At 62.1% G+C, this 22,329-nt stretch carries 16 protein-coding genes; 5 read left to right on the top strand and 11 right to left on the bottom strand.

Translation table 11 applies throughout. The features are described from left to right. Window positions 1-66: 66 nt before the first annotated feature. Window positions 67-1,623 carry an NADH-ubiquinone oxidoreductase-F iron-sulfur binding region domain-containing protein gene (locus tag ACYQ14_RS21300; RefSeq protein ID WP_459891259.1) on the top strand — a complete coding sequence of 519 codons (1,557 nt, stop codon included), beginning with the start codon at window positions 67-69 and terminating at the stop codon, window positions 1,621-1,623. Beyond that, the gene (gene fdhF, locus ACYQ14_RS21295; protein WP_459891257.1) at window positions 1,620-4,826 is read left to right on the top strand and encodes a formate dehydrogenase subunit alpha; all 3,207 of its coding nucleotides are present in this window, start codon (window positions 1,620-1,622) and stop codon (window positions 4,824-4,826) included. Before ACYQ14_RS21300 ends, fdhF begins: the two co-directional genes overlap by 4 nt. Window positions 4,827-5,015: 189 nt before the next feature. Here the strand turns inward: fdhF and ACYQ14_RS21290 are convergent, their stop codons facing one another. Then, the gene (locus tag ACYQ14_RS21290) at window positions 5,016-6,608 is read right to left on the bottom strand and encodes a long-chain-fatty-acid--CoA ligase (protein ID WP_459891255.1); all 1,593 of its coding nucleotides are present in this window, start codon (window positions 6,606-6,608) and stop codon (window positions 5,016-5,018) included. Window positions 6,609-6,966: 358 nt separating this feature from the next. Between ACYQ14_RS21290 and ACYQ14_RS21285 the strand changes: the two genes are divergently transcribed. Further along, on the top strand, window positions 6,967-7,974 hold the full coding sequence (locus ACYQ14_RS21285; protein WP_459891253.1) for an ABC transporter substrate-binding protein: 1,008 nt from the start codon (window positions 6,967-6,969) through the stop codon (window positions 7,972-7,974). Between the two features lie 49 nt (window positions 7,975-8,023). Here ACYQ14_RS21285 and ACYQ14_RS21280 read toward each other — a convergent pair whose 3' ends face one another. The 4 genes from ACYQ14_RS21280 to ACYQ14_RS21265 form a co-directional block, all read right to left on the bottom strand. Beyond that, window positions 8,024-8,830, bottom strand: a complete 807-nt coding sequence (locus tag ACYQ14_RS21280; RefSeq protein WP_459891251.1) for an enoyl-CoA hydratase/isomerase family protein — start codon at window positions 8,828-8,830, stop codon at window positions 8,024-8,026. Then, the gene (locus ACYQ14_RS21275) at window positions 8,823-9,713 is read right to left on the bottom strand and encodes a 3-hydroxyacyl-CoA dehydrogenase family protein (protein ID WP_459891249.1); all 891 of its coding nucleotides are present in this window, start codon (window positions 9,711-9,713) and stop codon (window positions 8,823-8,825) included. Before ACYQ14_RS21275 ends, ACYQ14_RS21280 begins: the two co-directional genes overlap by 8 nt. 90 nt (window positions 9,714-9,803) lie before the next feature. Then, window positions 9,804-11,210, bottom strand: a complete 1,407-nt coding sequence (locus ACYQ14_RS21270) for a zinc ribbon domain-containing protein (protein ID WP_459891247.1) — start codon at window positions 11,208-11,210, stop codon at window positions 9,804-9,806. After that, the gene (locus ACYQ14_RS21265) at window positions 11,207-12,385 is read right to left on the bottom strand and encodes a thiolase domain-containing protein (protein WP_459891245.1); all 1,179 of its coding nucleotides are present in this window, start codon (window positions 12,383-12,385) and stop codon (window positions 11,207-11,209) included. The genes ACYQ14_RS21270 and ACYQ14_RS21265 overlap by 4 nt, the downstream gene beginning before the upstream one ends. A 170-nt stretch (window positions 12,386-12,555) precedes the next feature. Here ACYQ14_RS21265 and ACYQ14_RS21260 point away from each other — a divergent pair, with 170 nt between their 5' ends. Both ACYQ14_RS21260 and ACYQ14_RS21255 read left to right on the top strand, forming a co-directional pair. Then, complete coding sequence (locus ACYQ14_RS21260; RefSeq protein ID WP_459891243.1) at window positions 12,556-14,007, top strand: aldehyde dehydrogenase family protein; 1,452 nt, start codon at window positions 12,556-12,558, stop codon at window positions 14,005-14,007. Window positions 14,008-14,136: 129 nt separating this feature from the next. Further along, window positions 14,137-15,297 (top strand): acyl-CoA dehydrogenase family protein, encoded by a 1,161-nt coding sequence (locus ACYQ14_RS21255; protein WP_459891241.1) that lies wholly within the window; start codon window positions 14,137-14,139, stop codon window positions 15,295-15,297. A 457-nt stretch (window positions 15,298-15,754) separates the two neighbouring features. Here ACYQ14_RS21255 and ACYQ14_RS21250 read toward each other — a convergent pair whose 3' ends face one another. The 6 genes from ACYQ14_RS21250 to ACYQ14_RS21225 all read right to left on the bottom strand — a co-directional run bounded on the left by ACYQ14_RS21250 (window position 15,755) and on the right by ACYQ14_RS21225 (window position 22,098). Further along, window positions 15,755-17,077 (bottom strand): methyl-accepting chemotaxis protein, encoded by a 1,323-nt coding sequence (locus tag ACYQ14_RS21250; protein WP_459891239.1) that lies wholly within the window; start codon window positions 17,075-17,077, stop codon window positions 15,755-15,757. A gap of 130 nt (window positions 17,078-17,207) precedes the next feature. Continuing rightward, on the bottom strand, window positions 17,208-17,636 hold the full coding sequence (locus ACYQ14_RS21245) for a universal stress protein (protein ID WP_283839074.1): 429 nt from the start codon (window positions 17,634-17,636) through the stop codon (window positions 17,208-17,210). Between the two features lie 103 nt (window positions 17,637-17,739). Beyond that, window positions 17,740-18,831 (bottom strand): mandelate racemase/muconate lactonizing enzyme family protein, encoded by a 1,092-nt coding sequence (locus ACYQ14_RS21240; RefSeq protein WP_459891237.1) that lies wholly within the window; start codon window positions 18,829-18,831, stop codon window positions 17,740-17,742. A gap of 142 nt (window positions 18,832-18,973) precedes the next feature. Further along, the gene (locus tag ACYQ14_RS21235) at window positions 18,974-20,470 is read right to left on the bottom strand and encodes a tripartite tricarboxylate transporter permease (RefSeq protein WP_459891235.1); all 1,497 of its coding nucleotides are present in this window, start codon (window positions 20,468-20,470) and stop codon (window positions 18,974-18,976) included. Between the two features lie 3 nt (window positions 20,471-20,473). Beyond that, on the bottom strand, window positions 20,474-21,055 hold the full coding sequence (locus tag ACYQ14_RS21230) for a hypothetical protein (RefSeq protein ID WP_459891233.1): 582 nt from the start codon (window positions 21,053-21,055) through the stop codon (window positions 20,474-20,476). A 50-nt stretch (window positions 21,056-21,105) separates the two neighbouring features. Then, on the bottom strand, window positions 21,106-22,098 hold the full coding sequence (locus ACYQ14_RS21225) for a Bug family tripartite tricarboxylate transporter substrate binding protein (protein ID WP_459891231.1): 993 nt from the start codon (window positions 22,096-22,098) through the stop codon (window positions 21,106-21,108). Window positions 22,099-22,329 lie beyond the last annotated feature (231 nt).

Here is a 22,329-nt window from a genome sequence, read left to right as displayed (position 1 = left end):
CCGATTGATCGGCGCGTTCTCCGTCGAAGACAACACTTACAGCATGGGCGACTCTGGATCCGATCAATGGACGGGAACACAAACGGGCCGTCGCCGGTCGTCCGCGTGGCAGGAACAACGGATTCATCGTCGATACGAACTGCCGCCTCGGACGCGACGGGTGACGTTCCGGTCGTCGACGTCGGATCGACCGGCTCGACCGCGATCGAACCGCTACTGCTGGCGACGCTCGAGGGGGAAACCGCGTTCGTCCCGCGGTGTGAACCCAGCGACGCGAGAACTGTTACCGGCGCGCTCGCGGATGGGAAGTTACCCCGCAACGACGTAAAGTGGGTCGTCGAACACGACCCAGAAACACCGATCCTCCCGGTGGGCGGCGATTCACTGCTCGCAACCGGCAAGCGACGCGTCCTCGAGGCCTGCGGCTGGGTCGACCCGACGAGCGAGGACGACTACCTGGCTCGCGGGACGGTGCTCTCGAGCATGCCCAGCGAGACGGCCGGATCGACCGACGAATCATTGCTCGAACTCGTCGTCGACGCGGGGCTTCGAGGGCGCGGTCGGGGGGACGACGCCAGCGACGAACCCGTCGGCGACCGCTGGCAGACCGCGATCGCCGCCGACGGCGAGCCGGTCGTCGTCGTCAACGCCAACGAAGCCGATCACCGGGTAACCGTCGACTCGTTGCTGTTACGTTCGGATCCGTTCAGCGTGCTCGACCCCGCTGTTGCGGTCGCGAAACAAGTCGGCGCACCGAACGTCGTCGTCTACGTCAACGAATCGGACGATGGCGTCCAGCGAACGACGACCGTTGCGGCCGAATCAGTCGCCGCGTTCGACGGCCACGACGTGAGTGTCGAAGTCGTCGTCGGCCCCGACGAGTACAAAGCTGGCGAGCCGACGATGGCACTCGAGTCGCTGGAAGGAAACGACCGCCTCGAGGCGCGACGCCGACCGCCGGGGCCGGCCGAGTACGGACTCCACGGTCGGCCGACGATTATCCACACGCCGCGGACGTTCGCCCAGATCCGGCAGTTAGCCTCGGACGAATCGGTCGTCGGCGTCGACGCAGATCCGGGGACGCGACTGTTCGACGTGAGCGGTGCCGTCGAAGCCCGCGGAATCGTCGAGCTTCCGACGAGTGCAACACTCGAGACGGTTCTTGAGGCCGTCGAGACCGAAAAGCGGATGAAAGTCGCATGCGTCGGCGGAACGTTCGGCGGGCTCACGGAGTCACTCGACGTGCCGGCGAACGCGAGCGGCCTCGAGTCCGCTGGAGTGGGAACGAACGGCGCGGTCGAACTGTTCGGTGACGATCGGTGTGCAGTGGCGCTCGCCGGACGACGAGCCGCGTTCGCTCGCGAGCAAAACTGCGGGCGATGCGTTCCGTGTCGCGAAGGCTCCGTCCAGCTGACCGAACTTCTCAGAGCCGCCTACGACGATCAGGATATCGTTGCAGATGCCCGCGAACTCGCTCGAGTGATGGGACGCTCGAGCGTCTGCGGGTTCGGACGGGACGCCGCCCGTCCCGTGACGACCGCGCTCAATCGGTTCGAATCGGAGTTCGCCGCACACACGGACGGCCGGTGTCCCGCCGGCGAATGCGAGGTGAGCGAGGCATGAGTTCGAACGACGACCCGCAGATGGGGACCGATCAGACACCGCTTCCCGGCGTTCCCTCCGTGGAGGATCCCCAGCCGAGCACGCCGCTAACCGAAGACTTCCAGACGGGGACGGCGAACGATCCGGACGTGCCGGCCGGCGACGGTCCGACGACACTCACCGTCGACGGCCGATCGGTCACCGTCAGCGGCGATGCAACGGTGCTCGACGCACTCGAGGCCGCCGGCGACGACTCATCCGTTCCGGCGCTCTGTCACTACGACCGGAGCGACGAAATCGGGCCCCGCAACACGTGCCAGACCTGCGTCGTGGAGACCGACGAACACGGACTCGTCTCCTCGTGCAGTCACCCCGCAGAAGAAGGGATGAGCATCCGAACCGACGACCCCGACGCGTCGGAGGTTCGGGACGTCAACCTCGACCTCGTCCTCTCGAATCACAACCTCCGCTGTACGACCTGTGGAAAGAACGGCCGCTGTGAACTGCAGGACACGGCCATCGAACAGGAGGTCGAACATCCGCGCTACGGCGTCTTCGACGACCGGGACGCCTACGAACCGCTCGACGACACGTCGCCGTTCATCCAGATCGACCGCAACAAGTGCATCCTCTGTAACCGCTGCGTCGAAGCCTGCAACGACGTGCAGGTCGAAGGAGTCCTGCGAATCGAAGGAACCGGTGAGGATACCCGAATCGGCTTCCAGAACGAGAGCGAGGCGATGGCCGGCTCCTCGTGTGTCTCCTGTGGACACTGCGCGACCGTCTGTCCGACCGGCTCGCTCACGGAGAAGGGGCTCGTCGACAGCGCAACCCTGCCGATCCCCGGGTTCACACAGAAGAACTCGATCGGGAAAGCGATCGAGTACGACGCGGACGACGAGGGCGAGAAAGCCGCCCGCACCGACGAGAAGGCCACAGCGGCTGTCGACCCCGAGCCGGAAGACTCGCTCTCGGGCGTCGCCGGCGTGATGCAACGCGGGAAACAACAGGCCCGTTCGGCCCTTCGGAAGGCGGGCAAACGCGCTTTCCTCGAGGCCGAACACGCCGCGGAAGGGATGGCCTCGAGCGTCCTCTCCGAGGGCCAGATGTTCGACATCGCGGAGTTCGTCTCGAAGCACCGCCTCGACGGCATCGACGTGACCGAGACGACCTGTGGCTACTGTAGCGTCGGCTGTCGGTTCGACGTCTACGGAAAGGACGAGGAGGTGCTCGGGGTTCGGCCAACCGACGCGGATCACGCACCCGCGAACGACGGCTTCTCGACCTGCGTCAAAGGAAAGTTCGGCTACGACTTCGTCAACAGCGAGGGCCGCCTCGAGACGCCGCTAATCCGCGAGAACGGTCAGCTTCGGGAAGCGAGTTGGGAGGAGGCACTCAAGCGGGTCGTCGAGGAACTCTCGAGTATTGTCGAAGACACCGGTCCGGACGCCGTCTCCTGTTTTGCGTCCTCGAAGTGCACCAACGAGGAGAACTACCTGATGCAGAAGTTCGCCCGGCAGGTGCTCGGGACGAAAAACATCGACAACTGCGCGCGGCTCTGTCACTCCTCGACCGTCGCGGCGCTCAAACAGACCGTCGGCTACGGCGCGATGACCAACCGCATCGAGGACGTGGCAAACACCGACTGTTACCTGATCACCGGCTCGAACACGACCGGAAGCCATCCCGTGCTGGCGACCCGAATCAAACAGAACGTCCGGGACGGCGCGGATCTCGTCGTCTTCGACCCGCGGAAGATCGACATCGCCGAACACGCCGACCAGTACACTCGAGTCGAGCCGGGACACGATGTCGCCTGGATCAACGGGCTCACGCGCTACATCGTCTGGAACGACCTCCACGACGAGGCGTTCATCGAGGAACACACGAAGCACTTCGACGAACTACAGGAAAAGCTCGAGCCGTTCACCCCCGAGGAGGTCGAACGGCTCTGTGGCGTCCCGCCGGAGGAATTGAAAAACGCGGCCGAGACCATCGCCGACGCCGAGACCTGCGTCTTCGGCTGGGCGATGGGCATGACCCAGCACTCCCACGGTACGCAGAACGTCCTCGCACTGGCGAACCTCGCGCTGGTCACCGGTCAGCTCGGAAAGCCTAACGCCGGTCTCTCACCGTTCCGCGGCCACAACAACGTCCAGGGCGGAGGCGGCGACATGGGAACGCTTCCGAACACGCTACCGGGCTACCAGCCCGTCGACGATCCCGACGCGCTCGAGGCCTTCGAGGAGGTCTGGGGCGAACGCCCGCCCGAGGAGGTCGGGCTGACGGTGCCGGAGACGTTCACGGAGGCCCACGAAGGCAACGTCAAGGCCATGTACGTCATGGGCGAGAACCCGGCGCTTTCAGAGCCCGACATCGGCCACGCCGAGCAGGCCCTCGAGGCGCTTGATTTCCTCGTCGTGCAGGATCTCTTCCTCACGGAGACCGCCGAGCACGCCGACGTCGTACTCCCTGCGGCGTCGTTCGCGGAGAAAGACGGCACGTTCACGAACACCGAGCGGCGCGTGCAACTGGTCGGGAAAGCCGTCGACACGCCGGGTTCGGCTCGGCAAGACTGGCGAATCCTCCAGGAGCTCGCGAACCGCTTCGACTACGACTGGTCCTACCAGTCGCCCGCCGAGGTGATGGACGAGATAGCCGACCTCACGCCGATCTACGGCGGGATCACTCACGACCGTCTCGAGAACGAGGGCGGCCTCCAGTGGCCGTGCCGGGACGCGGACGATCCGGGGACACCGTACCTCTACGAGGACGGATTCAACTTCGCGGACGGCAAAGCGCGGTTCGTCCCCGCCGATCTGGGCGAGCCGAACGAGCTCCCCGACGAGGAGTTTCCGCTGACGATGACGACCGGCCGGGTGCTCTATCACTTCCACACCGGCACGCTCACTCGCCGCGTCGAGGGGATCATGTCTCACGTCGCCGAGAGCTTCGTCGAAATTCATCCCGACACCGCCGACCAACTCGAGATCGGCGACGGGGATACTGTCACCGTCGAATCGCGGCGCGGATCGACCGTTGTCAATGCGCAGGTGACTGATCGACCGGACCGCGGCGTCGTCTTCATGCCGATGCACTTCGCGAAGGGGGCCGTCAACGAACTGACTCAGGAGTCGTTCGACCCGACCAGCGGCATTCCCGAGTACAAGGTCTCGAGCGTCCGAGTCGCTCGAGCCGAGACACCACCGCGTCCGGAGAACTGAACTCGGCGCAACTTCGCCCGAACGGGTCCATGCCGGGTGATTCTTTCGGAGAACCGAGTTCGGAGGAGTCCCTTCAGACGAATTATATCGGAGGCTGAGTTCGCCGGTAGCAAAAATCAGTACGAGTTCGATGACGACGCACTCGAGGCGCTGGAGAACTGCCGTTATCGCCGAAAGCGGCCGATACCGCTAGTTGACGTTCTCTTCTGCGTCGCTCCAGTGTTCCTCCCGGAGTTCGAACTTCTGAATCTTCCCGGTCGACGTCTGTGGAAGCGAATCTCGGAATTCGACCCGCGTCGGGCACTTGTAGTGGGCGAGGTGGTCTCGAGTGAACTCGATGAGTTCGTCCTCGGTGAGGTCCGAGCCGTCGCGGGCGACGACGAGCGCTTTTGGCGTCTCGCCCCACTTCTCGTGGGGGACAGCGATAACCGCGGCCACCTGTACGTCCGGGTGCTCGTAGATCGTGTCCTGAACTTCGATCGAGGAGATGTTCTCGCCGCCGGAGATGATGATGTCTTTCTTGCGGTCGACGATCGTGATCATCTTGTTCTCGTCGATGGTCGCGATGTCGCCGGTGTGGAACCAGTCGTCGACGCGGTCGTTGAACGCCCGTTCGGTCGCCTCCGGTTTGTTCCAGTACCGATCGAGGACCTGGTTGCCTCGAGCGACGACCTCGCCTTTCGTCTCGTCGTCGGTCGGGACGTCCTCGCCGTCCTCGTCGACGACCCGTATCTTGGTGTTCAACGTCGCAAAGCCGGGTTTGTTGATAATGTCGTACTTGTCGCCGTCCGCGATCCGACGTCGGGAGTTGCTGGTCGTGATGAGCGGGCCGGTCTCGGTCGCGCCGTAGGCGTGGATGATCCGCCAGCCGAGTTCGTCCTCGGTCCGCCGGATCGTCTGCTTCGGCGGGGGACTGGCGGCGGTCTCGACGCGAACCGGCTTCTCGCCGCTCGTCGGAACGTCGGCCTCCTCGTGGTACTCGAGTAACATGTTCAGCACCGTCGGCGCGCCGCCGAGGAAGGAAACGTCGTGCTCGTGGATTCGCTCGAATACCGCTCCGGGATCGAAATCGCGGAGAATAACGTGCGTGCCGCCGATACCCGTGAGTCCGTAGATGTGCCCCCAGCCGTTGATGTGAAACATCGGCGAGGTCCAGAGGATGGTGTCGTCGTCCTCGAACTCGACGTGGTGGGCGTGGATCATCGCGTGGTAGTGCTGAATGCGATGGGTGTGGACGACGCCCTTCGGATCGCCCGTCGTCCCCGAGGTGTATAGGATCGTCGCGTCGTCGTCTTCGGAGATGTCGACGTCCTCGAGTGAGTCGGGCGAGGACTCCTCGAGCACCGTTTCGTAGTCCTCCCACTCGCCCTCGACGGCGTCGGCGTCGCAGGCGATCCACGACTCGAGACCGCACTCGCCTTTGAGGTGCTCGAGTTTGTTCGCGTACTCGTAGTCGGCGATGAGGACGGTCGGATCGCAATCGTCGACCAGATAGTCGTACTCCTCGGGCTGGAGCCTGAAATTCAACGGGACGAACAGCGCGCCGATCTGCATCGTCGCGTACAGCGTCTCGATGAAGTAGTGAGAGTTCGGCGAGAGGGCCGCGACGCGGTCGCCCTTCTCGACGCCGCGGGCCTGCAGTGCATTCGACAGGCGATCGACTCGTTCACCGAGTTCGCCGTACGTAAATTCGGTCCCGTCGTCGGCGATTACGCCGATATCGTCGCCGAACAGATCCACCGCCCGATCCAGATAGTCCGTCGTGAGTAATGGCCGTTTCATGAGTGTGTTACTGGTTGGTGCTTCGAGAGCTGGCGTCGATGCGGGTCATCTGAATGATCCACCGTAGCATATAACCTAGTCAATTGTACACAAACAACATAATTTAATCTTGCGGTCTCACTGAGTCAGAACCGATCGGAACTCGAGTGAGTGCGAGAGTTTTCGGGCGTTCCTAATACTGCCGGCTGTAACTATGTGAAGATTCTCGCACCCCGGGGCGGCGAGAATCTTGAACGACTTACAGCCGGAAGAATAACGGAGTCGACGATGCGCCACGACGAAAATCCGTTCCATCGACGGGGTTCGTGGTATCGCGTTGACGAAATTATTTATATACAGGCGACCCAATTTATGTTGTATGGTACCTGTTAACAGGAGAAGGTTCCTCAAATCGGGGACAGCTGTAACGGCAGCTGGGCTAACGGGGATTGCGGGTTGTCTCGGTGGGGACGATGGAATACCGACGCTATCGTATCACTTTACGGTCCCGATCGAAAACTTCGCATCGTTGCTCGGCATTCCGGAGATTCAGGAGGAACTCGAGAACGTCGGCGAGGAGTACGAACTCACCGTCTCGAACGACTCAAGTACGATCGATTCGCTGAACGCGATGGCCGCGGGGGAGTGTGATATCGCGCAGGTGACGACCGAAAGCTACGCGAACGCGATCATGGAAGATGCGGTTCCGCAGGGAATTACCAAAATCGCGACCGATTTTTGGGACGCTCACGACGATTACTACGGGTTTACCGTCTACTCGCCGCCCGGTTCGGATCTCACGGAACCCGAAGATATGGAGGGTGCGAACCTGGGGATCAACGCGATCAATACCGGGATCCACGCCACCTATACCAGGAAGCTGATGGATCTCGGATTGGATCCCGAGGAGGACGTCGAGTACGTCGAACAGGAGTTCGGCGCACTCCCGGCGGCCGCCGAAGACGGCATCGTCGACGCCATCGTGCTCCCGCCGCTTTTCGCCGCGGGCGTTCGCGACGAGTTCAACGCGGTCTACACGAGCCACGAGGTGTTCGACCAGGAGTATCCATTCGCCTACATCGCCGCCGCCAACCGCGCGCTCGAGGACCACGAGGACGCGATCCGGACGTGGGCCGAAGACTACGTCGACATCATCGACTACGTTGAGGAGAATCGGGACGAGGTCGTCTCGCTGGCGGCCGATCACTTCGAAGTCCCCGAAGAACAGATAGACGCCTTCTATCTGACCGAGCACGATTACTACCGTGGGGTGTACGAGGTCGACTTCGACGCCCTTCAGTTCGCGATGGACGAACTCGAAGAGTCGGGAATCACGGACGACTCGTTCGACGTCGAAGACCACGCGACGAACGAATACCTCCCCTAACGTCGGGAGAGACTCGCTCGAGAGAGATTCGATCCTATCCTCCGCTTCGTCACTCCCCGGTAAACGACGGCTCGCGCCCCTCGAGGAACGCGTCGATCCCCTCGTCTTTGTCGTCGGTGGCGAACAATTGCACGAACAGCTCCGCTTCGTAATCCAGCCCCTCCTCGAGGCCCGTCCGGGAACTCGCCTTCACCGCGTTCTTGGCGAACTCGAGGGCGATCGGACTCTTGGTCGCCATCTTCTCGGCCAGCTCGTAGACCCGCTCGTCGAGTTCGTCCGCCTCGAGGACCTCGTCGACGAGACCGATTTCACGGGCCTCCTCGGCGTCGATCAACTCCCCGGAGAGGATCAACCGCATCGCCTGCCCTTCGCCGACGAGGCGGGTGAGGCGCTGGGTCCCGCCGCCGCCGGGAATAATGCCGAGGTTGATCTCGGGTTGGCCGAGTTTCGATCCGGCGGCGGCGATCCGAACGTCACAGGCCTGTGCGAGTTCGCAACCGCCGCCGAGCGCGTGGCCGTTGATTCGGGCGAGTACGGGAATCGATGCGTCATCGACCGTCTCGTAGACGCGCGGGCGTTGGCTGGCCTCGCGCTGCTCGACGACGCCGCGATCCCGAAACTCCGTGACGTCCGCACCGGCGACGAACGCGCCGGAGCCGTCGCCGCCCGTAAGAACGAGTACGCGCACGTCGTCGTCGGCGTCGGCCGCGGCGACGGCGTCTTTGAGCTCCGTCCGGACCTGACCGTTGAGCGCGTTTCGGGCGTCCGGTCGCTCGATCGCGACCGTCGCGACGCGATCCGCGCGGTTGCCGACCTCGACCGAAAGCAGGTCGTAGTCGTCCACGAGCTTACTCATCGTCCCCACCCCGATCGCCGCTCGTGCCGACGCGTTCGCCGTCCTCCCAGACGTAGAACCCCTCGCCGGACTTCTTCCCTAAATTCCCTGCACGGACCTTCCGACGCAACGTCTGTGGCGGCTTGAACCGCTCGCCGAGTTCTTCACGGAGGTGTTCGGCGATGTGCAGTCGAACGTCGAGGCCGACGTGATCGGTCAACTCGAGCGGGCCCATCGGGTAGCCGTAGCCGATCTTCATGGCCTCGTCGATGTCCGCCGGGCTGGCGACGCCCTCCTCGACCATCCGGATCGCCTCGAGGCCCGTTGCGACGCCGAGTCTCGAGGAGGCAAAGCCAGCGGTATCCCGAACGACGACGTCTTCTTTCTCGAGGTCGCGGACGTAGTCGACGGCGAACGATTCCGTCTGATCGTCGGTCTGTTCGGCGACGACGATCTCGACGAGATCCATGATGTGGGGCGGGTTAAAAAAATGCAGTCCGACGGCTCGTTCCGGGCGCTCGAGCGCGCTGGCCATCTCGGTCACCGACAGCGAGGAGGTGTTCGACGCGATGACCGTCTCCTCGCCTGCGGCGGCCTCGACGTCCGCGAATACCTCCTGTTTCAGGTCCATATCCTCGGGGACCGCCTCGACGACCAGATCGGCATCTTCGACGGCCGCCTTGAGGTCAGTCGTCCCCTCGATGCGCGCTAGGGTGTCTGCCATCTCGGTTTCGGTGACTTTGTCCCGGTCGACCCCGCCCTGAAGATTGTCGTGAATTCCCTCGAGTCCGTCCTCGACGAACTCCGAGTTGATATCCCGGAGAACGACGTCGTGTCCCGCCATCGCCGACACCTGTGCGATTCCGTGGCCCATACTCCCGGCTCCGAGGACTGTGATTTGCATACGGGGATCATCTCGAGTATCGATAAAAAATGTTCCTATCGAACGGCCAATAATCGGAATCGGCCGGGAGAATACGGGCTGGTTATCCGATTACTCCGTCGGGGAGAACTTGACGCCGTAGCGCGGCACGCCCTCCTGCGTGTAGATTCGTCGGATCGTCGCCTCGACGGTATCGCCGACCGACACTGACTCCGGATCGACGTCCGTCACCTGCGCCGGAAGCGTTATCGTCCCCTCGTCGGACTCTAACGAGACAATCGCGGCCGCGTACGCGCCGTCTCGTTGTTGCAGTTCCGCGAACTCGGGTGGCGCACCGCCCTGCCCGATCACAGTCACCGCCTGGAGAGTGCCAGTTCGCGGCGCTTCGAACTCCTCGAAGTCGACTCGAGCGTGACACTCCTGGCAGGCCCCCTCCGGCGGGAACGTCGCGCCGCCACAATCGGGACAGGATCCCGCGACGAGTCTGTACCGCTGTGCGAGCGAGCCCTGCCAGTTCGGCAAGCTAACGTTCGCGCCGCCGCCCGAAACCTCCCCGTCGACGACGTACCCGCGCTCGCGGAGGTACGCCGCGTACGAGATCGGTTCGACGGCGTCGATGTCCTCGAGTCCCGGAACGGAGAGGGTTCCCCTGCAAGCTACCGCAGCCGCGGTACCGCCGCCGAAGAACGCGGCGATCGAGAGGTCGTCGTCGGATCCCGAAAGTGCCGAAAGCAGGCCGATCGGAACGGTCGCCGCTCCCGCGTCGCCGATTCGGTCGACGACCGTCCCCGCCGCTACGGCCTCGTTGGAAATCGGCAAATCACCGGCCATGCGGTACGGAAACGCGCCGTCACGCTGGTGAATCGCCGCGGCAGTCGCCGCTCCCGGATCGATCTCGAGCGAGGAAATCGCTTCGGTCACGGCCTCGCGAACCGCATCGCGCTCGTAAGTCGTGATCCCGAGCGCGTCGACGTTTCGGTCGCCACGCTCACGGAATCGAACGCCCGGCGTCTCGTTACTGTACCAGCCGATGTCTTCGACCGCAACGGCCGGATCGTCGCCGAGCAGGAACGCCGCCGCTCCCGCGCCGAAAGGGTGGTCGGCGTCGGCAGGCTCTCCTTCGGGACAGTCGGCCGTCACCACGAGCGCGGTTCCGTCGGCGTCGAGACCCCTCGAGAGCGCCTCGGCCCCCGCTGCGGTGTGCTGGGTCGCGGTCGCGCTCGCGACGTCGGCCGGCAGGCCGAGCGCGCGAACCAACCGCGCGACGAAGTCGCCCTCCTCGAGTGGAGGCGTCGTCGTGGCGGCCGAGACGACGTCGATCGCCGACCGTTCGACGGCGGCATCCTCGAGCGCTCGTTCGGCCGCTTCGACGGCCATCGTCAGCGTATCCTCGTCGGCCGCGGGGACCGCTTTCTGATCGACACCCGATGCGTGGCTCGTTCCCCACGCGTCGTCGAGTTCGTCGCTCGAGAGTCGAAATTGGGGCACGTAGACCCCGGCGGCGACGATTCCGCTCATGCCGATCCCCCCGTTTCCTCCTTTTCGAAGATGTGGACGGTCACGCCGCCCCCGCTCCCGCCGACGTTGTGGGTGAGGCCGTATTTCGGGTCCTCGACCTGCACGTAAGCCTCGCCGCGCAGTTGGTCGAACGCCTCGACGATCTGGCCGGTTCCGGTCGCGCCGATCGGGTGGCCCTTCGACTTCAGCCCGCCGCTGGTGTTCGTGGGCAACTCGCCGTCGGGGTCGGTGACGCCCTCCCGGAGGAGCCGTCCGGCTTCGCCCCGGTCACAAAAGCCCAGATCCTCGTAGGCCAGCAGTTCGGCGATGGCAAAGCAGTCGTGGACCTCGGCGAAATCGAGATCCGACGGACCGATCCCCGCGGCTTCGTAGGCGTCCTCCCCCGCGCGGGTGCTCGCCGGAACCGATGTCAACGAACCGCGCTGGAACAGCCCGACGCGACCGCTCGAGGCGCCACAACCCGCGACGCGGATCGGCGTGTCGCTGTGTTCTCTCGCGACGTCTTCGCTCGCGACGAGGACGGCGCTGGCTCCGTCTGTCGTCGGACAGCAGTGATAGAGGTTGAGCGGGTCGGCGACCGATGGAGCGGAGACGGCGTCCTCGAGCGAGCACTCGAAGCCGAGGTGAGCCTTGGGATTCTGCGCGCCATTGGCGTGATTCTTCACCGCGACGCGACTCAGATCCTCAACAGTGGTGTCGTACTCGTTCATGTGAGCGCTGGCCATCTGAGCGTAGACGCCGGCGAAAGTCGTCCCGCTCGTTCGCTCCCACTCGGTCTCGCCGCTGACGCCGAGCCACCAGCGGGTGTGATCGGAACTCGCGTCCGTCATCACTTCGTAGCCGCCGGCTAACGCGACGTCGACGAGCCCCGAGCGAACGGCGGTCACGGCCTGTCGAAACGCGTAACCGCTCGCCGCGCAGGCGTTTTCGACTCGAGTCGTGGGGACGCCGTGGAGACCGACGTGTTCGGTCACCGCCGGGCCCGAAAGACCGATCTGTCGGCCGCCGACGCCGAGGGTTCCGAGGAACGCCTCGTCGATGATTTCTGGATCTATCGCCGTGTCGACGCTGTCCATCGCCGCATCGAACGCGTCGTCGAACAGCGACAGATACGTTTCGTCGGGAAACGAGCCGAACGACGACTGTCCGGCGCCGAGTACGTATGCATCTCGCATGGATTGTAATCTCTGCTCTGTATCCTTATAGATGACTCATAGGGTCGGTTGTCCCTGTGTACCGGTTTGTCGCCAGAGCGGGGTAGCGACTGGCCGGAAATAACTGACAACCGACCCTATCACGATGGGACCACACGTTATTTACCAATCCGCACGCTACCCTACGGTGTATGAGTTACACCGGTCCGACAGACCTGTATATCGACGGCGAATGGGTCGCCGCCGAAAGCAACGAGACGTTCACGACCGAAGATCCGGCAACCGAGCAAACCTACGCGGACGTCGCGAAAGCGGCGGAAGAAGACGTCGACAGCGCCGTTTCGGCGGCCTCGGAAGCCGTCGACCGCGACGGCGAATGGCGATCGCTCGATCCCCGAGAACGCGGTGAGCGCCTGCGCGCGATGGCGGACGCGATCGAAGATCGGAAAGAGGAAATCGTCCGCGTGGAGTCTCGAGATAACGGCAAGACGCCCTTCGAGGCCACGCTCGACATCGACATGGTGATCGACACGTTCCGATACTACGCCGGCTGGACCGACAAGATCCAGGGCGATGAAGTTCCCGTTCCCGGTAACAGGCTGAACTACACCGTCCGGGAGCCTGTGGGCGTAACGGGACACGTCATCCCGTGGAACTACCCCTTCCAGCTCGCGGGACGGAGTCTCGCACCCGCACTCGCCTGCGGGAACACCGCAGTGCTCAAACCCTCGAGCACGACGCCGCTTTCGGCGCTTTACTTCGCCGTCGCCGCCGAAGAGGCCGGACTCCCTGACGGCGTGTTGAACGTCGTTCCCGGGCGCGGGAGCACCGCCGGAAACAGGCTCGCCGAACACCCCGACGTCGACCACATCGCGTTCACGGGGAGCACCGGCGTCGGAAAGGGCGTCATGGAGCGCGCCTCCCAAAACGTCACCGGCGTGACCCTCGAACTCGGCGGGAAGGGACCGAACATCGTCTTTCCTGACGCCGACCTCGAGGCGGCCGCCGCGGGCTGTCACTACGGGATATTCATGAACGCCGGACAGATGTGCTGGGCGGGGTCGCGCTTGCTTGTCCACGAATCGGTCCACGAGGAGGTCGTCGAACAGGTCGTCGAGCGCGCCGAGGGAACGCCGCTCGGAAGCGGTATCGACGACGGTGGCCGGATGGGGCCGACGGTGAGCGAGAGCCAACAGCAGGAGGTTCTCGACTACATCGAGACAGGGAAGGCAGAAGGCGCTACCGTCGCGACCGGCGGTGGCGTCCCCGAGGACAAAGACGCCGGTCACTTCGTCGAACCGACCGTGTTGACGGACGTGACCAACGACATGACAGTCGTTCGAGAAGAGATCTTCGGGCCGGTCCTCTCGGTTATCGAGTTCGCCGACCAAGAAGAGGCGATCGAAATCGCGAACGACTCGCCGTACGGCCTCATGGCGGGAATCTGGACGTCCGATCTCAACACTGCACACGGCGTCGCGGAGTATCTCGACTACGGGATGGTCAGCATCAACGAGTACCCGGTTACCCAGCCCCAGACGCCCTTCGGTGGCTTCAAACAGAGCGGAAACGGCCGCGAACAGGGAACGGAAGCGATCCACGAGTACACCCAGACGAAAAACGTCAACGTCAGCCTCGAGTAACGCCGTTCGAACGAACGACTGGCCCACGTCCACCTCGACGACGGGGCGGAGACGACGATGCCGTCGAGACGAACCCGTCATTGGCTATCTCGGGACTTTTATGGTGGTGTGGCCCGCGTATGTCAGTGTATGACTCTCATCGAGAACGCCCTCTCCGAGGAGCACCGTGAGTTCCGGGATCGAGCGGCGTCGTTCGCAACCGAGGTCGTGAACCCCGAAGCAGAGCGCATCGAACGGACGGACGAGTTCCCTCGAGCGGTCGTCGAGGAGGCGGGCGACCGAGGACTGCTGGGGATTTTAGTTCCCGAAGCCGACGGCGGCGAGGGGTCGGATTTCCTGTCGTACTGCCTCGCCATCGAACAGATCGCACAGGTCAGCGGCGCGGTCGCCGAGACGATACACGGCCACACCTTCGCCGCGCTTCCCATCGCGAACTTCGGGACGGAAACGCAGAAGGAAACGTATCTCGAGCCCATGATTCGCGGCGAATCCGTGGGGGCGATGTTGCTGACCGAACCCGACGCCGGGAGTTCCCCGACCGAACTGTCGACGATTGCCCCAGAACGCGAGGACGGAGAGGGGTACCACCTCACCGGCGAGAAATCGTTCGGAACGAACGCTGGCGTCGCGGATGTCCACCTCGTCGTCGCCCGAAAGCAACCGACGCCCGAAGGGAGCCACGGCGTGAGCGTCTTCCTGGCCCCCGGCGTCGACGAGCGGGACGGATTCACCTTCGATCGGTCGAAGTTCATGGGAATGCGCGGGCACGTCACGGGCAACTCGAGTCTGCAGGACGTTCCGATCGACGATTCGGCGCTGCTGGGCGAAGTCGGCCAGGGCTTTCGAATCGCGATGGGAACGATCGACATGGCCCGAACGGGGCTGGGCGCGATCGGAACCGGCATCGCCACCGCCGCGTTCGAGGAGGCGCTCGAGTACGCAGGCGACCGCGAGCAGGGCGGTCAGGCCGTCGGCGAGTATCAGGCGGTGCAGGTGCTGATCGCGGACATGGACGCACGTCTCGACGGCGCGCGCCACCTCGTGTACGACTCCGCGGCCGCCATCGCCAACGACGACGCCAGCACGCGCCAGTCGAGCAAAGCCAAGTACGTCGCGAGCGAAACGGCCGAGTTCGTCACCCGAAACGCGATACAGGTCCACGGCGGGAAGGGGTACCGGACGGATCTCCCCCTCGAGCGCTACTATCGGGACGCCAAAATCCTGAGTATCATCGGGGGAACGACGGAAATCCAAAAAACGACGGTCGCCAGCGATGCGCTCGGTCTGTAGGCGATTTCGGAACTGATCAGTTGCGACTACTTTTCGAAACAAATCGAAACCGGTGAGTGTCACTCTCGTCTCTCGAGAGCGAACGATCAGTCACGAGGCGCTATCTCGTATACGTTCTCCGTATACAAATATACTGCGAGCCGCGAGGATCCTCCACTCGTTCGAGCGAGTTATCGAGAAGCGAAAGATCCGGGCGTTATTCGCGGGAACGAACAAATTAGTTTACATGAATACTCCTGTAATTCTGAATGGTATTCGCGTTGTGCAAATCGTGGTATACGATAGCTGTATACACTTCTGGTCGATACTATCTCTCGCTTTCCGGTTAGAAGAGATGAGAAAACAACAAGGCGTGAATCGCCGAACTATCGACGCATCAGAAAGAGTGGCGATCTCCTGACGGGTGATTGTTCGGCAACAACCGTTCGCTCGTGGACGCTAGTGGCGACCCAAGCCACTAGAGGTCCCCCTCGAGCGCCCGAACCTCGTCTCGAACTTCGTGCACCTTGTTTGTCTGCTTCACGTTCGTTTCCGCGAGCGTCTCGATTTCGGTCGCCATGTCTTCGATCTGTTCGACGGACGTGCTGAGCATCGTGGCGACTTCCTCGGCGGTCGCGGCCTGATCGTCGGTCGTACCGGCGATCTGTTCGATGCCGGTCGTCGCCTCCTCTACGGCGGATTTGATTTCGGATTGCTTGTCGTCGACCGCTCCGGCCCGTTCGATCGCATCCTCCACGCGGTCGATCGTCGCTTCGACGCTTTCGATCGTCATCGTCGTGTTTTCCCGAACGTCATCGACGATCTCCTCGATCGTTCCGACTTCCTCCTTCGACTGATCCGCGAGTTCTTTGACCTCGTCGGCGACGACGGCGAACCCTTCGGCTCCGGTATCCACCTGTGCGGCCTGAATGTTCGCGTTGACGGCGAGAAGGTTCGTCTCGTCCGCGATCCCGTCGATCACGTCCACGACTTTGTCGATCTCGACGATACGCTTCTCGAGTTCGTGACTGCTCTCCGAGAGAGTGTCCGTCGCCTGTCGAACGTCGTCGATCATCGAAACGATCTCCGCAGTCGCGTCCTTTGATTCGTCGGCCAGTTCGGCGGCGACCTCGCTCTGGCTGCTGACCTCTTCGGCGCTCGCGGAAATCTCTTCGACGGTCGCCGATAGCGACTCCATCTCATTGCGAACCTCGACCAGATTCTCGACCTGCTGGCCCGCCAGTTCGTCGACCTCCTCGGTCGTCTCGGCGTTCGTTTCGGCGGCGGCGAGTAACTCTTCGACAGCCCCCTCGACGGTCTCGCCGATCGACTCCTGAATCCGTTCTAATTCCTCGCGTTGCTCGACCAGTTCCGTGACGCTACTGACGTACTCGAACGCGCCGATAGATTCGCCGTCCGGCGTCAATAGCGGAACGCCCGCCGCTCGAACGTGCCAGTTCTCACCGTCGGTTTCCCCCGATCGGATTCGGTCCTCTCGAACCGGTTCTCCCGTTCGAGCGATTTTCTCCGCCAACGTTTCGTCGACACCCTCCGTGCCGACGATATCGATCGCCTGGTTACCGACCGCCTCCGCTCGAGTCGCGCCGATCAATTCGACGATAGCGTCGTTCCAGTGCGTGATCGTCCCTTCGTCGTTGACGACCACGACTGACTCTGGGAACTCATCGACCAACTGGTCAAAGAGATTCCGCCAGAAGTCGCGTTCGGCGCGGAGCCGCTCGAGGTCAGTCTCATGGTCCTCGGAATCACCCGAAGAGAACAATAATTCGCTTTCTGACATATATTTTGGTATAAGTTCCCACGGTTGAAAAGCTTCTGGCCGAAAGCAAACCTGTTCTGTACGCCGGTCGATCAGCAGATTTCGTTCGCTCGTTAAGTGATAAAAGAACCCAGATTGCCGCCGAGACGGGCTACTGGCCGGCCGAAACGACGACGGGACACCCGGCGTTCAGGAGTACCGATTGGGCAACACTTCCGAACAAAACCTTTCCGGCGGGAGATCGCTTTCGACTTGCTACAACGATATAACGAGCGTTTTGGTCATCTGCGTATTCGAGGATACGATCCGATGGATCCCCAACTATTCCGACAGTTTCGGTTGGCGAATCGATACTCGACGCCGCCTCGTCCGCGACAGTCGCCGCGACTTCGCGCACTCGATCCATGTCGAGTGCGTTGCCGGTGTTGTTGACGCTCGTTCGTTCCAAACTCACGAATTCCGACTCGGACAGGACGTGAACGACGTGAATCTCGTCGTCGAACGCCACCGCCAGACGTTCAGCCTGTTCGACGACTTCCGGGGCTCTTGCGGATCGGTCGACCGCAGCAACGATTACCATATCGATCAGTTGTACTCGCGGCTATTCACTCTTTCCCAGAACGCGGGGAAAACGAACTATCGAATGGGCCGCGAGAGGGACCTCACTGAAGCGTCGATGTCTGTTAATCGTCCCGATACGTCTCGAGCGTGTCGAGGTCGGGTTCGAGACCGAGTCCCGGTTCGTCCGAGAGCGTGATGGAATCGCCGGTCGGTTCGGGCGGCGCGTCGTAAATCATTTTCCCGATCTCCCAGACGATATCGTGGAACTCGACCATTTTGCCGTTGGCTAGCCCGGCCTGGAGGTGCATATTCTGGAACGGCCATCCGCCGCCGTGATAGACATCGACGTTGAACGCCGCGGCCATTCCCGCAACCTTCGCCGCTTCCGTGTACCCGCCGGTGAAACAGACGTTCGGAAGGCTGATGTCGACCGCGCCGCCTTCGAGAAGGTCCCGATGACGGAAGCGATGCCCCTCGTTCTGACCCGCGGCGATCGGAACGCGCGTCCGCGAACGGAGATCGGCGAGCAGGGACGCGTCGTTTCCGTACACCGGCTCCTCGAACCAGCTGATCGATGTCGACTCGAGGCGGTTGCACAACTCGAGCGCTTCGTTGAGCGAGTACAGGTAGTTCGCGTCGATCGCCAACTCGACGTCTTCGCCGACGGCTTCTCGAACGGCGGTTACTCGTCCCTCGTCAACCCTCGGGGTCGCCCACTCGCCCTTTCCGACGACAACTTTGATCCGTTCTGCGCCGTCCGAAACGAGTTGTTCTGCGACCCCGGCGAGTCGCTGTTCGTCTCGAATCGCCTGTCCGATCGTGTAGTACACCGGAACCGTATCGTCGGCGCCACCGAGCAGTCGCCACACGGGTTCGCCGTACTGCTTTCCTTTGATATCCCACAGGGCAATGTCGACGGCGCTCACGGCCGTACTCCAGACACCGGTCTGTGCTCGGGGGTTGAGTTCGGTGTACAGGTCGTTCCAGATCCGTTCGTTGTTCAGCGGATTCCGTCCCGTCAGCAACGGTTCAATGTGGTCGTTAATGAACGAGACGCTCGCCGGGGGGTGAAGATACCCGGTTTCACCGTAGCCGGTGATCCCCTCGTCGGTTTCGACGGAGACGAACGCGAGCGTCATTTCGTCGGGTTCGTCCATGCCAGGGACGTCGGCCGGTACGGTGTGCGTCGTCGCTTGAACGTCTGTAATTTTCATCGGTATTCACACCCAATAGTAATTGAATCGACAGTGTCCATCGACTTATGTTTACTGGTCTCAGCCGGCGATCTGGCGTAGTTCGAGCAGATAGCGCGGGGCGGAGGATCGCCGATAGATCGCTCCGCCAACGGAGTGACAGCTATCGATCACCGCCGCTAACTGCCGATCGAACAACGGTGAGAATCGGGGACGCGATCACCGCAACGGTCAGCAACGTAAGCACCAGCGGGATCGGCTCGTTGACGAATATCCAGAGCGAGCCCTCGGACAGTTGTAACGAACGGACGAGGTTTTCTTCAGCGATCGGTCCCAGAACAATCCCGAGAACGAACGCGATTATCGAGTAGTTGTGCTTCATCATGAAGAAGCCGAATATGCCGAAGACGAGCACCGTGAAAACGTCCAGCCAGCTCCCTCGAAGCCCGAACGCACCGAGGGAAGCGACGGCAATGACGACCGGAATGATGTAATCGGTATCGATCGTCGTGATGTACACCGCTCGAGTGATGATGAGGAGTCCAAACAACAGGATAACGACGTTTCCGGCGAGCAAGGCCAGAAAGATGCTGTACGTGATATCGACGTTGTCCGTGAACAGTTCCGGTCCGGGACGCAGACCGTGCATCATCAGGCCGCCGAGAAGGATGGCAGTAGCACCGCTTCCGGGAATCCCGAACGAAAAGGTAGGGATAAGCGAACCCGCGACGGTTCCGTTGTTCGACGCTTCCGACGCGATCACACCGCGGTAATTGCCGTCTCCATACTCCTTGTCGCCACCCCCGCTTCGGACCGCCTCCGCGTAGGAGATGAAGTTCGATATCGACGCTCCGGAGCCAGGAATTGCACCGATGAACATCCCGATATACCCGGATTTAATGGTGGTTACCGGCGCGGTTACGACCTTCCGAACGCCGGAGAGGACGTTTCCGCTCAAACTGAGGTCCTTGTTCGCTAGGCTCCCTTTCTCCCCGGCCAGTTTGATCATCTCACCCACCGCGAAGATCCCGATTAACACGGCGACGAAATCCAAGCCGTCATAGAGGATGAACGTATCGAAGGTGTACCTCGGTTGCCCGGCGGCAACTGGGAAGCCGATCGTCGAAAGGAGAAGTCCGAACGCGCCCGCAGTCAGGCCTTTGACCATCGACCCCTGCGCGACGATGGTGATCAATGCGATCCCGAACAGCGCGATGAGGAAGTATTCCGGGGACCCGAACATGAGCACGATCGTCGTCAAGAACGGCGTCAACAGAATCAGCGTGACGATGGCGAACGCACCGCCAACTGCCGACGCCGTCGCCGAGATCGAAAGCGCGTCCATGGCACGACCCTGTCGAGTCATCGGATACCCGTCCAACGTCGTGGCCGCCGCCGCGGCGGTTCCGGGAGTGTTGATCAAGATTGCCGCGATACTCCCGCCGTACATCGCTCCGCTGTAGATACTGATCAGCAGGATGATCGCATCGGGACCGTTGAGACGCATCGTCAACGGGAGGACGACCGCCAGACCGAGGTTCGGTCCGAGACCGGGGATCGTTCCGATAATGATCCCCGCCAAGAGGCCTACCAGCAACCAGCCCGCGGTCGGCCAGGTGACGAGGATTTCCATCGCGCCGAAGAGCGATTCTTGAACCATCGGTTAGAATATCACTCCGTCAGTCATGTTTACGGGAAGTATCGAGTTGAACGCGAACGCGGCAACAAGCCCAATTACGACGATCACCAGGGTCATAAGCCGCGGAAGGCCGAATGCTTTCGCGAAGGCGAGGATAAACAGGGGCGTGGCCCAGACGAGACCGATCACGTATCCGACGAGCCCGTAGCCAGCGAGCAGACCCACGAGAATGGCCTGCTTCGACGAATCTATGTCGGCATTCTCGACCGCATCCGAGTCGCCATCTTCGACCGTCCCGCGATCCGTACCCTCAATTGCACCGGTATCCTCGTCCTCGGTAACCTCGCCTTCACTCGATTTTGTATCGTCTTCCGATCCCTGAAACTCTTCGTCGTACTGGTCGAACATCCCCGCCGATTCGGTGACCACCTGACGTATCGGCTCCGGGAGGTACGCCCTGACGAGCAAGAGAACACAGCCACAAACCGCCACGACCGCCGCGAACCGTGGAAAGATCCCGGCTTCGTAGGAGAAAGAAAACGATTCGATGAGCATGTAGCTCGAAACCCCGAGCATCGCGACCAGCATCAACTGCTCTGAGGTCACTCGACCTTTCATTGACGTATAGAGTGAATGAATCATGCTACGTAGGCGCTCTATTCCAGGTCGTCTAAATCAATGATTTCCGGGATGCGCTCCTGGTTCTCCTCTAGGACTTCGAGGACTTCCGCTTCGCCGCCTAGATACTCGAGGTGATTCCCAGTCTCGTCGGCCCACGATTGCAGTTCATCGCTCTCGAGGGCCTCCTGAAGGTTCTCGTTCAGAATGTCGATTCGGTCGTCCGGCGTGTCCGGCGGCGCCATGAACGATCGAAGGAACTGGCCCATGAAGTCGATTTCCGGCTCGTACCCGTAATCGGTGTAGACTGGAAGGTCCGGGAAGACGGGACTTCCCTCGCTCGACAGCGCCGCGATGATATCGATCTGATCCTCCGCGTCGGCCGCCGCCGTCTCGGTGACGATACCCGCCGAAACCTCGCCTGATGCGACGGCCTGTATCACCGGGCCGCTCCCGTCGTAGGCGACGTAATTTTCCCACGGCACGTCCAGTTCGGACTTTAACGATTCCGCGAGGACGTGGTTCGGTTCGCCCGGCGACTGACCCGAGATCGATTCGATGTCTCCGTTTTCGTACGCCTCGACCACCTCGTCGAACTCTTCTAAGTCGAGATCGGGATCCGTCACGAGCACCCAGACGGTCTGCGTGTACGCGCCGATATGTCTGAATTCGTCGATCGTGAATCCCGGATCCTGGGTGAGAAGCGGGACGACGGATGGTGAGTTCATCGGCGAGATCGTGTATCCGTCCGGTTCAGAGCCGTACAGTTCGGTTATCCCCCGAACGCCAGCCGCACCCGTGACGTTTTCGAACCCGATCGAGACGTCGTTTTGGCCCGCGATCTCCTGCCAGATCTCTCTCGTGAAAATGTCGGTTCCACCGCCCTGTCCCCACGGAATGACGCCGTGAAACTGTTGGGAGGGGAAATCCCCGTCTCCCTCGTCGTCTCCCAGACATCCTGCGAACGCGAGTGATGCAGCCCCTACTCCCCCAGCTACGGTGCGCTGTATGAATGCACGTCTATCCTGCATGGTCTGTAATGTGCGGGGAATAGGTCTTAAACCTTTCGGGACGTGTTAACTGGTGTCAGTGGTATAACCTAACTACGCGGTTCGTTCGGAACGCACACCACCCAGTTATAGCCCACCACCGTGTCGAGAATGGGAACGTTCACAATTGCATACCCCTCTGATTCGGTCTCCCTTAGTCCCAGAGCGTGTGAACTTCGAGTCACGACCTGACGGACTCGCGTTCCCGCATCG

The organism is Halostagnicola bangensis (assembly GCF_054653435.1).
This window is presented reverse-complemented; position numbering and strand designations above follow the sequence as displayed.

Excerpts from the sequence above, each read along its gene's own strand:
- ACYQ14_RS21240 (WP_459891237.1), bottom strand. The coding sequence starts at position 18,831 with ATGAAAATTACAGACGTTCAAGCGACGACGCACACCGTACCGGCCGAC.
- ACYQ14_RS21250 (WP_459891239.1), bottom strand. The coding sequence starts at position 17,077 with ATGTCAGAAAGCGAATTATTGTTCTCTTCGGGTGATTCCGAGGACCAT.
- fdhF (WP_459891257.1), top strand. The coding sequence starts at position 1,620 with ATGAGTTCGAACGACGACCCGCAGATGGGGACCGATCAGACACCGCTT.
- ACYQ14_RS21270 (WP_459891247.1), bottom strand. The coding sequence starts at position 11,210 with ATGAGCGGAATCGTCGCCGCCGGGGTCTACGTGCCCCAATTTCGACTC.
- ACYQ14_RS21225 (WP_459891231.1), bottom strand. The coding sequence starts at position 22,098 with ATGCAGGATAGACGTGCATTCATACAGCGCACCGTAGCTGGGGGAGTA.
- ACYQ14_RS21300 (WP_459891259.1), top strand. The coding sequence starts at position 67 with ATGGACGGGAACACAAACGGGCCGTCGCCGGTCGTCCGCGTGGCAGGA.
- ACYQ14_RS21255 (WP_459891241.1), top strand. The coding sequence starts at position 14,137 with ATGACTCTCATCGAGAACGCCCTCTCCGAGGAGCACCGTGAGTTCCGG.
- ACYQ14_RS21260 (WP_459891243.1), top strand. The coding sequence starts at position 12,556 with ATGAGTTACACCGGTCCGACAGACCTGTATATCGACGGCGAATGGGTC.
- ACYQ14_RS21275 (WP_459891249.1), bottom strand. The coding sequence starts at position 9,713 with ATGCAAATCACAGTCCTCGGAGCCGGGAGTATGGGCCACGGAATCGCA.
- ACYQ14_RS21235 (WP_459891235.1), bottom strand. The coding sequence starts at position 20,470 with ATGGTTCAAGAATCGCTCTTCGGCGCGATGGAAATCCTCGTCACCTGG.
- ACYQ14_RS21285 (WP_459891253.1), top strand. The coding sequence starts at position 6,967 with ATGGTACCTGTTAACAGGAGAAGGTTCCTCAAATCGGGGACAGCTGTA.
- ACYQ14_RS21245 (WP_283839074.1), bottom strand. The coding sequence starts at position 17,636 with ATGGTAATCGTTGCTGCGGTCGACCGATCCGCAAGAGCCCCGGAAGTC.
- ACYQ14_RS21280 (WP_459891251.1), bottom strand. The coding sequence starts at position 8,830 with ATGAGTAAGCTCGTGGACGACTACGACCTGCTTTCGGTCGAGGTCGGC.
- ACYQ14_RS21290 (WP_459891255.1), bottom strand. The coding sequence starts at position 6,608 with ATGAAACGGCCATTACTCACGACGGACTATCTGGATCGGGCGGTGGAT.
- ACYQ14_RS21265 (WP_459891245.1), bottom strand. The coding sequence starts at position 12,385 with ATGCGAGATGCATACGTACTCGGCGCCGGACAGTCGTCGTTCGGCTCG.